General features: G+C 64.7%; 13 protein-coding genes. 4 read left to right on the forward strand and 9 right to left on the reverse strand.

The genetic code is table 11. The features are described 5' to 3' along the window. Window positions 1-16 precede the first annotated feature (16 nt). Both ACOOHP_RS13320 and ACOOHP_RS13325 read right to left on the reverse strand, forming a co-directional pair. A complete protein-coding gene (locus ACOOHP_RS13320; protein ID WP_420466906.1) occupies window positions 17-757 on the reverse strand; it encodes an SDR family NAD(P)-dependent oxidoreductase in 741 nt (246 codons plus the stop codon). Continuing rightward, the gene (locus ACOOHP_RS13325) at window positions 754-1,725 is read right to left on the reverse strand and encodes a phytanoyl-CoA dioxygenase family protein (RefSeq protein WP_420466907.1); all 972 of its coding nucleotides are present in this window, start codon (window positions 1,723-1,725) and stop codon (window positions 754-756) included. Before ACOOHP_RS13325 ends, ACOOHP_RS13320 begins: the two co-directional genes overlap by 4 nt. Before the next feature lie 133 nt (window positions 1,726-1,858). On the opposite strand from ACOOHP_RS13325, the gene ACOOHP_RS13330 reads away from it, so the two are divergent. From ACOOHP_RS13330 to ACOOHP_RS13345, 4 genes are read left to right on the forward strand one after another with little or no spacing between them, the layout of a single operon-like run. Further along, a complete protein-coding gene (locus tag ACOOHP_RS13330; RefSeq protein WP_420466908.1) occupies window positions 1,859-2,623 on the forward strand; it encodes a TetR/AcrR family transcriptional regulator in 765 nt (254 codons plus the stop codon). A gap of 24 nt (window positions 2,624-2,647) precedes the next feature. Further along, window positions 2,648-2,917: a hypothetical protein gene (locus ACOOHP_RS13335; RefSeq protein ID WP_420466909.1), complete on the forward strand. Its 270-nt coding sequence runs from the start codon at window positions 2,648-2,650 to the stop codon at window positions 2,915-2,917. Between the two features lie 30 nt (window positions 2,918-2,947). Then, on the forward strand, window positions 2,948-3,250 hold the full coding sequence (locus ACOOHP_RS13340) for a VOC family protein (RefSeq protein ID WP_420466910.1): 303 nt from the start codon (window positions 2,948-2,950) through the stop codon (window positions 3,248-3,250). Next, the gene (locus tag ACOOHP_RS13345) at window positions 3,199-3,396 is read left to right on the forward strand and encodes a hypothetical protein (protein WP_420466911.1); all 198 of its coding nucleotides are present in this window, start codon (window positions 3,199-3,201) and stop codon (window positions 3,394-3,396) included. Before ACOOHP_RS13340 ends, ACOOHP_RS13345 begins: the two co-directional genes overlap by 52 nt. A 174-nt stretch (window positions 3,397-3,570) precedes the next feature. Here the strand turns inward: ACOOHP_RS13345 and ACOOHP_RS13350 are convergent, their stop codons facing one another. From ACOOHP_RS13350 to ACOOHP_RS13380, 7 genes are all read right to left on the reverse strand, one after another. Beyond that, entirely contained in the window at window positions 3,571-3,924 is a 354-nt protein-coding gene (locus ACOOHP_RS13350; protein ID WP_420466912.1) for a helix-turn-helix domain-containing protein, read from the reverse strand. Next, window positions 3,921-4,247: a type II toxin-antitoxin system RelE/ParE family toxin gene (locus ACOOHP_RS13355; protein WP_420466913.1), complete on the reverse strand. Its 327-nt coding sequence runs from the start codon at window positions 4,245-4,247 to the stop codon at window positions 3,921-3,923. Before ACOOHP_RS13355 ends, ACOOHP_RS13350 begins: the two co-directional genes overlap by 4 nt. Window positions 4,248-4,396: 149 nt before the next feature. Further along, a complete protein-coding gene (locus tag ACOOHP_RS13360) occupies window positions 4,397-5,476 on the reverse strand; it encodes a TIGR03032 family protein (RefSeq protein WP_420466914.1) in 1,080 nt (359 codons plus the stop codon). Between the two features lie 181 nt (window positions 5,477-5,657). After that, window positions 5,658-5,936: a BrnA antitoxin family protein gene (locus tag ACOOHP_RS13365; RefSeq protein WP_420466915.1), complete on the reverse strand. Its 279-nt coding sequence runs from the start codon at window positions 5,934-5,936 to the stop codon at window positions 5,658-5,660. A gap of 3 nt (window positions 5,937-5,939) precedes the next feature. Continuing rightward, a complete protein-coding gene (locus tag ACOOHP_RS13370; RefSeq protein ID WP_420466916.1) occupies window positions 5,940-6,212 on the reverse strand; it encodes a BrnT family toxin in 273 nt (90 codons plus the stop codon). A 198-nt stretch (window positions 6,213-6,410) separates the two neighbouring features. Then, entirely contained in the window at window positions 6,411-13,751 is a 7,341-nt protein-coding gene (locus ACOOHP_RS13375) for a beta strand repeat-containing protein (protein ID WP_420466917.1), read from the reverse strand. A gap of 285 nt (window positions 13,752-14,036) precedes the next feature. Beyond that, a partial coding sequence (locus ACOOHP_RS13380; protein ID WP_420466918.1) for a hypothetical protein occupies window positions 14,037-14,285 on the reverse strand: 249 nt, incomplete at its 5' end.

A 14,285-nucleotide genomic window follows, 5' to 3' on the forward strand; every position in this document is an offset into this window, starting at 1 on the left:
TGGCATCAGCAGGTGATCAGGAGCGGGCGACGATGGTTTCGGCCAGGGACGGGAACAGCCGCAGCAGCAGCGGCAGGAAACGCGTCTGGCCGGGATAGACGTAGGGCTTGCCGGCGCGCGCGGCGCTCAGCGTCTGGCGCACCACGGACGCGGGTGCCAGCTTGTTTTTCACCGCGCGGTGCGCGACGGCCGGTGTGTTCACCACGGGCGGCGCAACCTCGGTCACGCTCATGCCGAGCGGCGCGAGTTGCCGACGCAGCGCCTTGCTGAAGCTGCGCAGTCCCGCCTTGGACGCCGAGTAGATCGGCGCGCGCTGCGCTGGCGCCAGCGCGTAACCGGAGGTGACGAACACGATGCTGCTGTTCCGCGCCTCGCGCAGCGCCGGCAGGAATGCGGCCGTCAGGTGGATTGCGCCTTCGAGATTGATGCGCAGCTCGGACGTGAGGTCCGCGGTCTCCAGGTTGGCCGATGCAAAGTCCAGCTCGCGCAGCCCGCCGGCGTTGCTGACCAGCAACTGCACGGCGCCGTACTGCTGCGTGATCTTGCGCGCCAGCGCGAACACCGCGGCGCGGTCCGACACATCGCAGGATTCGGTGTGCACGCCCTGCAACTCGTCCGCGAGGCCTTGCAGCTTGCCGGCATCACGTCCGAGCGCGACGACGCGATAGCCCTCGCCCACCAGCTGTTCCACAAAGGCGCGGCCGATGCCCGAGGACCCGCCGCTGACCACGGCGACCGGCGGATTCGCGGCGCTCACGGCTGCCCCCAGGTCTGCTGCAGCTTGAGCGGCTGACTGGACGCGCGCAGTTTCAGTCGCGTCGCGGCAACGAGGTTGTTCCAGCCGGAGGCCAGCAACTGGATCTTGCTCGGCGCTTCCGGTGCGCGGCGCGCCTCGCGCTCGGCCGGAACCGGCTCCGGCAGGATGCGCGGGAAGGCCGCGCCGCTGAGCGCGCCGCCGACCTTCGAGTCGTGCGGAAAATGCACCGGCATGCGCTTGGACGAGGGCGCCCACACCACGTCGTCACCGGTCCAGCGCAGCGCCAGCGCGCGGCGGCGGCGCGTGCGGTGCGTGTTGCCGTAGCTGCCGTGCAGGGTCAGCGGGTGGAACATCAGGAGGTCGCCCGGTTCCATGTCCCAGTTCAGCAGCTCGTACTGCTCCGGATTGGCGTTGATGTCCGGGATGTCGTCCATCTGCTCGTCGATGATCGCGGCCACGTAGTCCGGCGAGATCGCCTTGAAGCGTTGCGGCCATTGGTGCGAACCGCGCACGTACATCAGGCCGCTGCTCTCGCGCGTCACTACGTCCATCGGGATCCAGAACGAGGTGATCTGCTCGCCGCGAATCGGCCAGAACGACAGGTCCTGGTGCCAGGGCGTGGGCGCGTTGGTGCCCGGCTCCTTGACGAACATCTGGTCGTAGAAAAAGCGCACTTCCTTCGAACCCATGAGCTGCTGTGCCCAGTGCGCGAAGGGGCCGTAGTAGATCGCGTCGCGCAGCTCGTCCACGCGCTTCCAGAGAAACGTGTCCATTTGATAACCGGCGGTCTTGCGCGACATGAAGCGGCCCTGGACGGACAGATCGCCGCGCGCCTTCTCGATACCGGCCTCGATCAGGCGCAGCCAGTTGGAGTCGATCGCCTGCTTGATCATCACGACGCCGTCGTCGTGGTAGCGCTGGATCTCCTCGGCAGTGAGGGCGCGGCTGGGAACGCTGGCAAAGCTCATTGGAACCTCCTCATCGGCGCCGCTCGCTTGCGGCACAGGAGATACTCTGGTCGTTTCTGATGATTTTGTCAATATTGATTTATATGTCTATACTGCCCGCGCTTTCCATCGATTAATCCACACCCCCGCACCCATGCCCTCTGCACCCAAAACCCCGCTCAAGCCGGCCAAGACCGTCTCCAGGCCCTCCCGCGTAAACAAGGCGGCCGATGCCGGGGAGGACCGCGAGCCGCGCCAGGCACGCCGCAAGCGCGAGACGCGGGACCGACTGGTGGACGCGGCGTTCCGCCTGATGGCCGAGCGCGGCATGGCGGGTGTGGCGATCAACGAGATCACCGAGGCGGCCGATGTCGGCTTCGGCTCGTTCTACAACCACTTCGAATCGAAGGAGGCGATCTACGACGCGCTGATCGATCGGGTGTTCAACGACTTTGGCGATGCGCTGGATCGTCTGGTCAAGGACGTCGCCGACCCGGCGGAAATGATCGCCTACTGCATCCGCCACGCGCTGCTGCGCGCGCGCCGCGAGCCCCTATGGGGACAGTTTCTGCTGCGCGAGAGTTATTCCTCGCTCGCGATGACCAAGGGTCTGGGCCAGAGGCTGCTGCGCGATATCGGGCGCGGTGTCGCGGCCAAGCGCTTTCATGCGCCGGATGTGTTCATGTCCTTCATCGCCGCCGGCGGCATCGTGCTCGCGGCCGTTGCGGCGGAGCAGATGGCAGGGTCCGAGACCAGTCCGCAGGCCGCCTTGATCAAGGGCATGGGCATGACCGTCGGCAACATCCCCGAGCGCACCGCGGCCCTCGTGCTGACTACGCTCGGCGTGTCGGCCAAGGAAGCCGCCGCCATCGCGCGCAAGCCACTACCGGTCACCGAACCGCCGCAGGCCGGCGCGTAACGCACCCCCTTGCTGGAGAATCCGATGTCCGCCGTTGCCGATGTCACCGCGTTCGCGCCGCCCTCCCCCAACCAGATGCGCCGCTTCTTCCGCGCCGCGCGCTGGTACTTCAATCCGGAATTCCTTGGCCTGTGGGAGCTCGATCTGAAGCGCCCGGCGCTGTTCGTCGGCATCGAGATCATCGGCAAGGTCGAACGCGTGCATTCGAGCTTCGTCACCGGCCTGAAACACATGCCGGTACGGCTGCGCAAGCGCGGCAGCACAGCCGCGCAGCGGGCGGCGGCGGTGGCCTGATTTCCTGTCCCACGCGCCCCGGAGCGTCCGATGAAAAAACTGCACCGCATCGTGGTGGCCGTACGCGACATCGACGAAGCTGCCAGCCGCTACGAGGCCCTGTTCGGCGTTCCCTTCAGCCGCAGCGGTCCGGTAATCGCCACCATGGGCCTGCGCGTGGCGGCCGCCTGGGAACTCGGCATCGAACTGCTGCAACCCATCGCCGGCAGCGACGGCGAGCTGGCCCGCGACGTACAGAAGTTCCTCGGCGAGCGCGGTGAGGGCATCTGCGGCGCCGCGTGTTGGGTGCGCGACATGAAACAGGACGTTGGCACGCACAAGCCAACGACCTGACCGCCTACGGCCCCACCTTCGGCTTCCCGCCGGAGGTACTGGAGAGCGAATTCGACGGTCAGTTCAGCCGCTTCGAGGAGACCGTCTACGACTTCACCGGCCTGGGTTATCTGCTCGCTCTGGTCGACGCCGACGGGCGTCGCTGATCGGGCGATCTGGGACTACAGGTCATAGCGGCCGTTCGAAGTCGACTGCCTCGCACATGCAGGCGTCGTCCCTGTGTGATGCGGTGGGCCTCGCCCGCAGGCTGGAGCAGGCGTTTCTGCGGGTCGCGGGTGGAGCAGTCGGTTCGATCAGACCAAGTGGCCCCAACGTCGAGGTCAAGCCGCCGATGCGCCTGAGCGAGGCGAAGGCTTGGCGGTCGGCTTGGGCCGTTTTTCAGTTCGGGAATTCCGAACGAACTTGACTTGAAGGTCGCAGCCTACCGCCTCCGCGTAACGTTTCAGGGTGTCTATGGACGGAGAATGCTTGCCGCTACCGAGCGCCGACTCCAGCCGGGTAATGGCGGGCGCGTGAGTGCCCATGCGCGTTGCCACATCCGCCTGGCTCAGACCTGCCTTGGTACGCGCGCCGAGCATCTGCCGAAGCAACTCGAACTCCGGGCCGAGGGCTTCGTATTCCGCTCTGACGCCGGCCCTGCGCAGTGCCTGATTCTTGAGATCAGCGTGCTTCATGACTTCTTTACCTCCGCGAGCCGTTCTCTGGCCAGCTTCAATTCTTTGGGTGGTGTCTTCTCAGATTTCTTGACGAAACCGTGCAGCATGACAATCCGCTGGCCAACGAGCGTGCAGTAAAAGACCCGAGCGATCCCTTCTCTGTTCTTGATCCGAAGCTCAAAAAGGCCGTCGCTCATGGCGCGCGTATGAGGCATACCGAGATTGGCGCCGAACTCCAGCATCATGTCGGCGAGGCGCAAGTACCGACCCAAAAGCCCATCGGGAAGCCCCAAGACGAAGGATTCGACTGCTTCAGTGTGGTACGTGATGCTCCATGGCATGTTCGGACGATAACATATTTGTTATCTTTCGCGCATGTCTGCGTTTGAACCTTGAAACCAAGGACGGAAGGCCAGCACTCCACCGATTGCACGCGGCTTTCACCTGCAAGCTGCAGCAAGCGCTGCTCCGCGTCGCAGGCTGGACTCGCCTACAACCCGCCGCCGTCACCCAGGTTGATGGTGCGACGAATCTCCTCGGTCTTGAAGCCGAGCGCCGCCGGCATCCGGCAGTCGGGGATCACGGCGACGTCGTAGAGTTCCTCCACCACGCCTTCGGCAGTCAGGCTGTGCACGATGTCGCCGCTGCGCAGGTCCACCACCGCCAGGCCGCAGCGGGCCGATACGCCCTGGGTGTCCAGGCGCTCCTGAAGTTGCAGGCCGTCGAAGGTCTTGACGCCGCGCGGCTTGGACAGACCCACGATGGCGAAGGGGCCGACAAAGGCCAGCCCGCGCGCGTAGCCGGGCAGGAAGCACAGCGGCACGAAGCGACGCTGTTCGAGGTCCACGTGGCCGAAGTCGCCGGTGCCGGAATTGAGCACCCACAGCCGGTCCTGGTGCCAGCGCGGAGAGTGCGGCATCGACAGCCCTTCGCACACCACTTCGTTGCTGCGCACGTCGATCACCACGCCGCCGTTACGGCGGTGTTCACGCCAGCCTTCGTAGAGGTCGGTGCGCGACACCGCGCTCACATAGGCCGGCGATCCATCCCGCATCGCCAGGCCGTTGAGGTGGCAGCGGTCCTCGGCGGCGAGCTTGCTGATGTGGGCCGGCTGCCACAGCGGCACGAAGCTGGACTGGCCATCGACCGTGGCCAGGCAGGAAAACAGGGTATTGACGAACACCAGCCGGCCGTTGGCGTCCACCGCCACGTCGTGGATGTCTACATCGCCGGTGACCCAACTCATCTGCGGCACGTAGAGCCGATCGCAGCCGTCGGGCGTGTGCCCGCCCGGCGGCAGCACATTGTTGAAGCGCCAGAGCTGGTAGAGGTTGGCCAGGTACAGGGCGTTGTCGGCCACCGCCAGCCCCATGCAGCGCTCGAAGCTGCGCTCGTGCACCCACAGCTTGTCGTTGTCGGTCCGCGCGCCGATGAAGAACAGCTTGCCGGCCTGGTAGGTAGTGAAGGCCAGCGACATGCGCTGCTCACGCAGCCAGGAGATGAACTGGCGCGAGGTGTCGATCTCCAGGCGGGGCTTTCCAGCGACGGATTCAGCTGTGGGTGCGGCCATTTCAGCTCCTCAGGTATCAGGCCCGTCAATCAGGGCCGTTGATGATGGTCAGGCCCTGCACCCGACCGAAGTCCCAGGCATGCTTCGAAAGCGTATCGGCACCCGGCGTCAGCGCCGTGGAAAATTGCAAGGCGTCGGGCAGCTTGAGTCCGTATCGGGCGCGAAGGCCCGGCCAGCGCTTTCACGATGCACGCAACTCCTGCCGCAGGACCTCACGCAGCTTGCGCACGGTGAGCGGGGCATCTTCCCTGCCCGCCAGGCCAATGTGCGCCTTCAACGCCTCGTTGATGAGCGTCTGGTAGTTGCCGCCGCCCTTGACCTGATCACGGAACCACGCCAGCACGTCCGCATCGAGCCGGATCGTGATGCGCTCCTTGCTCTCGTTTTCCTTCTGGATGCGGGCAAGCGCTGGAAGCTCCCTGGCACGCTTGGCGTTGCTGAAATCGTAGTGGTCTCTCATGACTCATTCTCCGTGGTAGCGGCGGGCTTCGCCTGGGCTGGCTTTGCGGGCCGAGATGATTCGCACGCAATCCGCAGAGCGCTCTGTCCACACCACGAGCAGGACACGCAGCGTCACGTTCATGCCCAGAGTGACAAAGCGCGCCTCGCTCTCGGCGTCCGGGTCTTCGGCCGTGAGGTTCGCGGGGTCTTCCAGCGCGCCCACCGCATCGGCGAAATCCACGCCGTGCTTGCGTAGGTTCTCCTGGCGCTTGGCTTCGTCCCACTCGTAGTTCATCGGCGAATCGTATGCACATCGTGCATACGATTCAAGACACCTGCCTCGGATTCAGCGCGGGTCGGCAACACGTCGTCACGCACAGCGCTCATGCCGCGCTGCGCGCGGCCCCTCACCCCCGCCCTCTCCCAGAGGGAGAGGGGGTCGCTTTGTCATGGATTCATGGAATTCTCGATGGCGACAGCGGATGGGCACCCACTACAGATCCACCGTCATCGCCGGATCCACCAGCACCACGGCGTTGACCCCCATGACGGTGTAGGCGGAGTAGTCGGTCGCGCCGATGTTCTGGTCCGCGTCCATGTCACGAGCAAAGCCCTCGCCCAGATTCAGCACGTCATCGGCGGTGCCATCGACGATCAGCCGGTGCTCGCGCTCGGTGATGTCGAGCAGGTCCAGCAGATCCAGCGTCACCGTGTTGCTGGCGCTGGCGCCTTCGGTGCTGTTGGTGAGGTCGAGTCGTTCGATGCTGCCGAACAGGCCCTCGCGCAATGCAGTGAAGTCGATGTTGTCGCTGCCGGTCGCGCGCAGGGTATCGAAGCCATTGCCGCCGTCCACGCGCAGGGTGTCGTTAGCGTCGTACACCAGCACATCGTCGCCTTCACCGCCGATGAGGACGTCGTTGCCGCCAGCGCCGTCGAGGGTGTCGGCGCCCTGGCCGCCGACCAGCGATTCATCGGCCGCGGTGCCGGTGAGCGAGTCGTCACCGTCGGTGCCCAGCAAGGCCGCGTCGATCTGGTCCAGGAAATCCCCGCCGTACACCAGATAACTCTGGCCGGAAGATTCGCCGTTCGGGTCGGCGTAATGAGCCCCGATCAGCAGATCATCAAAACCGTCGCCGTTCACATCGCCCGCACTGGAAACCGAACGGCCGCTGTAGTCACCCCCCGCAATGCCGTTCAGCGCGAAGCCACCCGGGTTGCCCGGCGTGCCCAGCATGCCCAGCTCCACCGTTGACCCCGACAGACCCGACCCGCCAAACACCACGTAGCTCTGGCCGGCGGACAAATCGCCGTTCGGGCCGGCGCCCTCGGCCCCGATCAGCAGATCATCAAACCCGTCGCCGTTCACATCGCCCGCACTGGAGACCGAACGGCCGCTGAGGTCAGCTTGCGCAATGCCGTTCAGGGTGAAGCCACCCGGGTTACCCGGCGTGCCCAGCGCGCCCAGGTCCACCTCTCCCGACAGACCCGACCCGCCAAACACCACGTAGCTCTGGCCGGAACTAGCGCCGTTCGGGTCGGCGCGATCGGCCCCGATCAGCAGATCATCAAAACCGTCGCCGTTCACATCGCCCGCACTGGAGACCGAACGGCCGCTGAAGTCATTTTGCGCAATGCCGTTCAGCGCGAAGCCACCCGGGTTGTTCGCGGTGTTCAGGTCCGCCAGGTTCACCGGCCCCGATAGACTCGACCCGCCAAACACCACGTAGCTCTGGCCGGAATTCAAGCCGTTCGGGTCGGCGCCAAAGGCCCCGATCAGCAGATCACCAAACCCGTCGCCGTTCACATCGCCGGCACCGGAGACCGAAAAACCGCTCAAGTCACCACCCGCAATGCCGTTCAGCGTGAAACCACCCGGGTTGTTCGGCATCCCCAGCATGCCCAAGTCCACCTCTCCCGACAGGCCCGACCCGCCAAACACCACGTAGCTCTGGCCAGAATTAGGGCCGTTCGGGTCGGCGCCAGAAGCCCCGATCAGCAGATCATCAAACCCGTCGCCGTTCACATCGCCCGCACTGGAGACCGAACGGCCGCTGTAGTCACCAACCGCAATGCCGTTCAGCACGAACCCGGTGCTGCCGTCGCCCTGCTCCAGAGTCCCGAGATCGAAGACGGTGGGATCGACAACGTTGATGGAGATTTCGGTGGTGGTGGTCCGCTGACCACCGGCTCCGGTGTTTCCAAGGTCAATGACGGTCATCGACAGCGTTTCAATGCCGTCGAAATCCGTGGCCGGGTTGTAGCTGAGGCTGGCCAGGGCGGCGTTGACGTCGGCTACCGTGCCGGTGAAGTTGACCAGATTCGAATTGTTGACACTGACCGACAGGCCGTCGGTCTGGCTGATGCTCAGGGTGCCTTGCTGGTCCACGCGGACCAGAACCTGAAGCAGCCCGGTCGTCGGTGCGTCCGGATCTTCATCCACATCCACATCCGCCACGCTGAGGTTGGGAATGGCCAGCGCGGTGTTTTCCAGGGTGCTCAGCACCGGGTTGTCGCGACTGACCTGCAGGGTGTAGGTGCCGGTGTCGTTACCGCCCTTGTCGAACACCGGGTTGCCGTTGGCGTCAGGGCTGTTCGCTACAGGGTCGTTCTCAAAATCCGCCAAGCTCAGCACGTAGGTGCCGGCGGTGGGCGCGGTGAATTCCAGGTAGGGGTCACGGACCGACTCCGAGCCGGCGCCGCCGAGCGTTATGGAGTCGTCATCATTCACGTCCAATTGAACGCCACCGGCATCAAACACGCGGATCTCGGTGTCGATGGAATCGCCTTCAGAGGTGCCAAAGATGTGGCCAAAATCCACATCGAAGGTGATGTTCTCGCCCGCGGCCAGCTCGAAGGCGTAGTAGTCCACATCGTTGTTGCCGTTGGGGCCGCCGATCTCGCCTTCGATGCTGATGCGTGGCAGGCTCTGGGCGGTCACCAGATCGGTGGGGCTGACCTGGAATTGCGCGCGGCCGATGGGGTTGTCCAGCGCATTCCGGAAGCCGCCATTGGCCGGCTCGTTCTCCGGCGTCACCGCAAAGGCGGTTGCCGTAGCCCCGAACGTATTGATCACCGGCGCATCGTTGATGGCGGTGACTTCAATGCCGAGGGTGGTGGTGGTGATCAGCGGGCCCGGCGTGCCGGTGGCGCCCTGGTCGTTGACCGTCAGGGTCAGGGTGTCGGAACCGTTGAAGTCGGGGTTGCCCTGGTAGACCAGACCGTTCAGCGCGGCGTTGACCTGTGTGGCGTCCCCCTCGAGGGTGACGGTTGCGCTGCCGTCATCGGTGATCGTCGCGCCGCTGCCAGCGGCGACAGTCAGGGTGCCGTTGTCCACGCTGACGGTGGTCAGCAGGGTGGCATCCGGGGTGTCGGCCAGATCCGCATCCGCCACGCTGAGACTGGTGAGGGTGAGCGGGCTGTCTTCAGCGATGGTGAGCGGGGCCGTCTGCAGGCTCAGTTGCAGGGTGTAGGGGCCGCTGGCATTCGCAACGAAATCGTTGACGCGGACGTAGTAGGTGCCCGCAGTCGGCGCCGTGAACTGCAGGAAGGAATCCAGGGTTGAACCAGGCAATCCAATGGTTGCCGTCGAACCTTGCCCGCCGTCAGACACAGCGGAATCGTCATTGGACGCAAGCTCCGCGCCGCTGCTGTCCAGAACGCTAAGAAGCGAGTCCACACTGGTAAAGTTGTTTCCATCAGATGCATAGTCGACGTCCACGGTCAGGGTTTCGTCGGCGCGCAGGTCAATCGCGTAGAAATCGAAGTCGTTGTCTGGATTGATGGCAGCCTGAATCTGCACCCGCGGCAGGCTGTCATCACCGACGTCCACACTGTCCTGCACCTGGAAGGCGGTGCGGTCGATCAGAGTGGCGTTGGCAATAGTGTCATTGGGCTCGGTTTCGCCGATCGGCACCACCGGTGCGGCAATGCCGCCGGTGACGTTGATCACCGGGGCGATATTCTCGCCAATGACGTTGATGCGGATTTCGGTGGTGGTGGTCCGCTGACCACCGGCTCCGGTGTTTCCAAGGTCAATGACGGTCATCGACAGCGTTTCAATGCCGTCGAAATCCGTGGCCGGGGTGTAGCTGAGGCTGGCCAGGGCGGCGTTGACGTTGGCCACCGTGCCAGAGATGTTGACCAGATTCGAATTGTTACTGCTGACCGACAGGCCGTCGGTCTGGCTGATGCTCAGGGTGCCTTGCTGGTCCACGAGGACCAGGACCTGAAGCCGCCCGGTCGTCGGTGCGTCCGGATCTTCATCCACATCCACATCCGCCACGCTGAGGTTGGGAATGGCCAGCGACGTGTTCTCGCTTGTGCTCAGCACCGGGTTGTCGCGGCTGACCTGCAGGGTGTAGGTGCCGGTGTCGTTGCCGCCGTTGTCGAACACCGGGTTGCCGTTGGCGTCAGGGCTGTTCGATACAGGGTCATTACCCAAATTCGTCACGCTCAGCACGTAGGTGCCGGCGCTTGGTGCGGTGAATTCCAGGTAGGGGTCGAGGCCCGATCCCGAGCCGGCGCCGCCGGTCCCTGAAACGACGTCATCATTCGTCGCCAATTGAACGCCACCGGCATCAAACACCCGGATCACGGTGTCGATGGAGTCGCCTTCAAAGGTGCCAAAGATGTGGCCAAAATCCACATCGAAGGTGATGTTCTCGCCCGCGGCCAGCTCGAAGGCGTAGTAGTCCACATCGTTGTTGCCGTTCGGGCCGCCGATCTCGCCTTCGATGCTGATGCGTGGCCGGCTCTGGTCGGTCACCCCAACCAAATCAGTGGGGCTGACCTGGAATTGCGCGCGGCCGATGGGGTTGGCCAATGCGTTCTGGAAGTCGTCGTTGACCGGCTCGTTTTCCGGCGTGAGTGTGAAGGGCATGGCCACAACCGGCGGCATGGCGGCCGGGTCGCTGGCGGTGTTGATCACCGGGGCGTCGTTGACGGCGGTGACCTCGATGCCGAGGGTGGTGGTGGTGATCAGCGGGCCCGGCGTGCCGGTGGCGCCCTGGTCGTTGACCGTCAGGGTCAGCGTGTCGGAACCATTGAAGTCGGGGTTGCCCTGGTAGACCAGACCGTTCAGCGCGGCGTTGACCTGCGCGGCGTCCCCCTCGAGGGTGACGATTGCGCTGCCGTCATCGGTGATCGTCGCGCCGCTGCCAGCGGCGACGGTCAGGGTGCCGTTGTTGACGCTGACGGTGGTCAGCAGGGTGGCGCCGGGGGTGTCGGCCAGATCCGCATCCGCCACGCTGAGACTGGTGAGGGTGAGCGGGGTGTCTTCAGCGATGGTCAGCGGGGCCGGCTGCAGGCTCAGTTGCAGGGTGTAGGGGCCGGTTTGGTCCGCTATTAGTTCGCTGTTGTCGACTTCGATGAAGAAGTTGCCGTCGCTGGGGGCGGTGAAGACCAGGAACGAATCCAAGGTGCTGGCGGAGCCATTGTCTGGAGCATTCGGGCTGTCGTCGTTTTCTGCTCCGACGATCAAATCCCCATTGCCATCACGCACGCGCACGAGGCTGTCAATACCGCTGACCTGCTCAATTCGCGCACCATCGATATCAATGGTCAGCACGTCGCCTTCCCGCAGTTCGACGCCGTAGAGGTCCTGATCGTTGTCCGGGTCGATCGCGCCCACGATCTGCACCCGCGGCTCGCGGCCGGTGCCCACATCGGGTGAGGGGTCCACATTGAAGCTGTCGCGCGCGATGAACTGGACGCCCGCATCGTTGAAGAGGTTGTTGGCGTCGGTGGTTTCCGGAATGGCCTGCACTGGCTGTGCGGTGCCGCCGGTGACGTTGATCACCGGGCCATCGTTGCCGCCAATGACGCTGATGGGAATGGACCGGTTGTCGTTGGCGCTGCCGTTGGGGAAGTTGCCCAGGTCGCCGAGGTTCAGGTTCAGGCTGTCGTTGCCTTCGAAGCCCGGGGCCGGGGCGTATTCCAGCGTGGCCAGTGCCGCGTTGAGATCGTCCACACTGCCCTGAACCGCGAAGCCCGTGCCGCCGTTGGCGCCGCCAACGAAGCTGAGGCCGGTGACGTCACTCAGAGTGAGGGTGGCCGTGCCGCTGGTGGTGGTGATGCCCAGGCGCAGTTGCGCGCTGCCGCCGTCTTCGAGGTCGGCATCCGCCACGGTGATGCCGCTGATGCTGAGCGGGCTGTCCTCGTTGGTGACCTGGGGATCGGTGGGTACGGTCAGCCCCGGGGCGTCGTTGACCGGGACGATGTTGATGAAGACATCCTCCATGGCATTGGTCTGCGGCGCGGGGTTGTTGCCCTGGTCGTTGACGAACAGGGTCAGCGTGTCTACACCGCTGGGGTTGGAGCCGCTGCTTTGGCTGGTGCTGTTGACGTTCGGGTTCGGCCGGTAGATCAGACCATCCAGCGCGTTGTTGATGGCGGCCTGGGTGCCGGTGAATTCCAAGGTGTTTTCGGTGCCGTTGTTGCTGGTGCCCACACCCAGAGTCAGGCCCTCGGTGCTGGCCAGGGTCAGGGTGCCGAAGAACACGCGCAGGCTGACACTGGCCTCGCCGCTGCCTTCGCCGCGCGCCAGGTCCGCATCGCTGATCGACAGCGCCTGCGGGCCATCGGCGGCAAACACCAGCATGCCGTCTTCTTCGACGCTCAGCCTGGGATTGAGGCTGAGGCGCAGGGTGTAGTCACCGGTGTCGGTGCCGTTGCCGCTGTAATCGGGTTCACCGCCAGTGACCGTTCCGAGGGGCCGGTTCTGGTCGTTGCTGATGGCGAATGCATACTCGCCGGTGGTCGGTGCGACGAAATGGGTGAAGGGGTCGCGGTGGAATATGCTGCCGTCCCCGCCCGCCAGAACCGAGCCTGCATCCTCGTCCAGCAGCAGATTCCCATTGCTGTCGAATACCGAAACGCGAGTGAGAACGTCGTTCGCGCTGCCGCCGGAACCGCCGTCCACGTCCAGGGTCAGCGCCTCGCCCTGGTTGAGCTGCACGCGGAAGAAGTCGATGTCGTTGTTGCTGTTGATGTTGCCGGTGATGGTGTGCAGCGGCAGGCTGTCGTCACCGACGTTGGCGTTCGGCTCAACGCCGATCAGGAAATTGCCGCGAGAGAGCTCGAACGCCCCGGCGAGGGTGTTGGAGACCTGGTCCATCGCGCCTTCAGACGTATCCGCAGACCCCAGGCCAAAGCTGTCATCCGGCACCGGCACCGTGACCATGATCGGGTCGTTGACCGCATTGACGGTGATGTCCACCGTGGCCATGTCGGTTGCACCCGGTGCCGGGCTGTCGCCCTGATCGTCGGAGGTGATGAGGAGCTGGTCCGTGCCGTTGAAGTTGGCGTCCGGGGTGTAGAGCAGGCCCGCCAGATAGGTGTTGATGTCGTCCTGCGCGCCGCTCAGGGTGAGCATGCGCACTTCGCCATCGGGGCCGAGGTCCATGCCCGGGTCCACGGTCAGGTCCATCGGGGCCGTTGCGCTGGAGCCGAGACCGCCGTTGCTGACTTGCAGGGTGACGCTGATGTCGGCGGCGCCGGCATCCGGGTCGTCGATGCTGATCAGGCTCTGGCCGGAAAAAGCGAACGCGTTGTCTTCGTCCGTGGTGGCGGTATCCGGCGCCTCGATGGCCGGCGGCTCGCTGAGGGCTACGACGTTGAGGGTCAGGCGGGTGGTGGCGCTTTGCTGCCCACCGGTGCCGGTGTTGCCCTGGTCGTTGACGGTCATCGAAAACGTGACCGGGCCGCTGAACCCGTCCGCGGGCGTGAAGCTCAGATTGGCCAGGCCGGCGTTGATCTGCTCCAGCGTGCCAATGAGGACCCGACCCTCCGTACCGTCGCCAAAGTCCATCATGAAGACCTGCAGGCCGGGGTGCACTGGTGTTCAACTCGCCCGTGCCGCTGTCCACCGCCACGTTGACGGACAACATGTTGTCGCCGCCGGGCTCATTCGCATCCACGTCGGCCACGCTGAGACCGGGAATGGCCAGCGCGGTGTTTTGGGCGGTGGTCAGCACCGGGTTGTCGCGACTGACCTGCAGGGTGTAGCTGCCAACTGCGAATTCCGGCCCTTCAAGAGAGTCACCATTCACGCCAAAAACGTAGGTGCCGTCCTCGGGCGCCGTGAACTGCAGGAACGCGTCCAGGCGACGACCCCGGACCGCTAAAGACGACGGCTTCCGGGTCCACGGGGCGAACCGGTTCCGCCCTGGGAGGCCTGCGCATCCAAACTAGTTTGCGCAATGCCCCCCTGCGCCAGAAGGCGAAACAGTGCCGCGTCGAGTCCGTCCACGGTGTCGTCAATATCGAGCGTGATCGTTTCGCCGGCCAGCAGCTCGAAAGCAAAAAAATCGAGTTCGCCGGACAGCCCGATTTCACCCTGTATCTGTATCCGCGGAAGCTCGTCATTGCC

The sequence above is a fragment of the Panacagrimonas sp. genome (assembly GCF_965216805.1).
Taxonomy (GTDB): domain Bacteria; phylum Pseudomonadota; class Gammaproteobacteria; order Nevskiales; family Nevskiaceae; genus Panacagrimonas.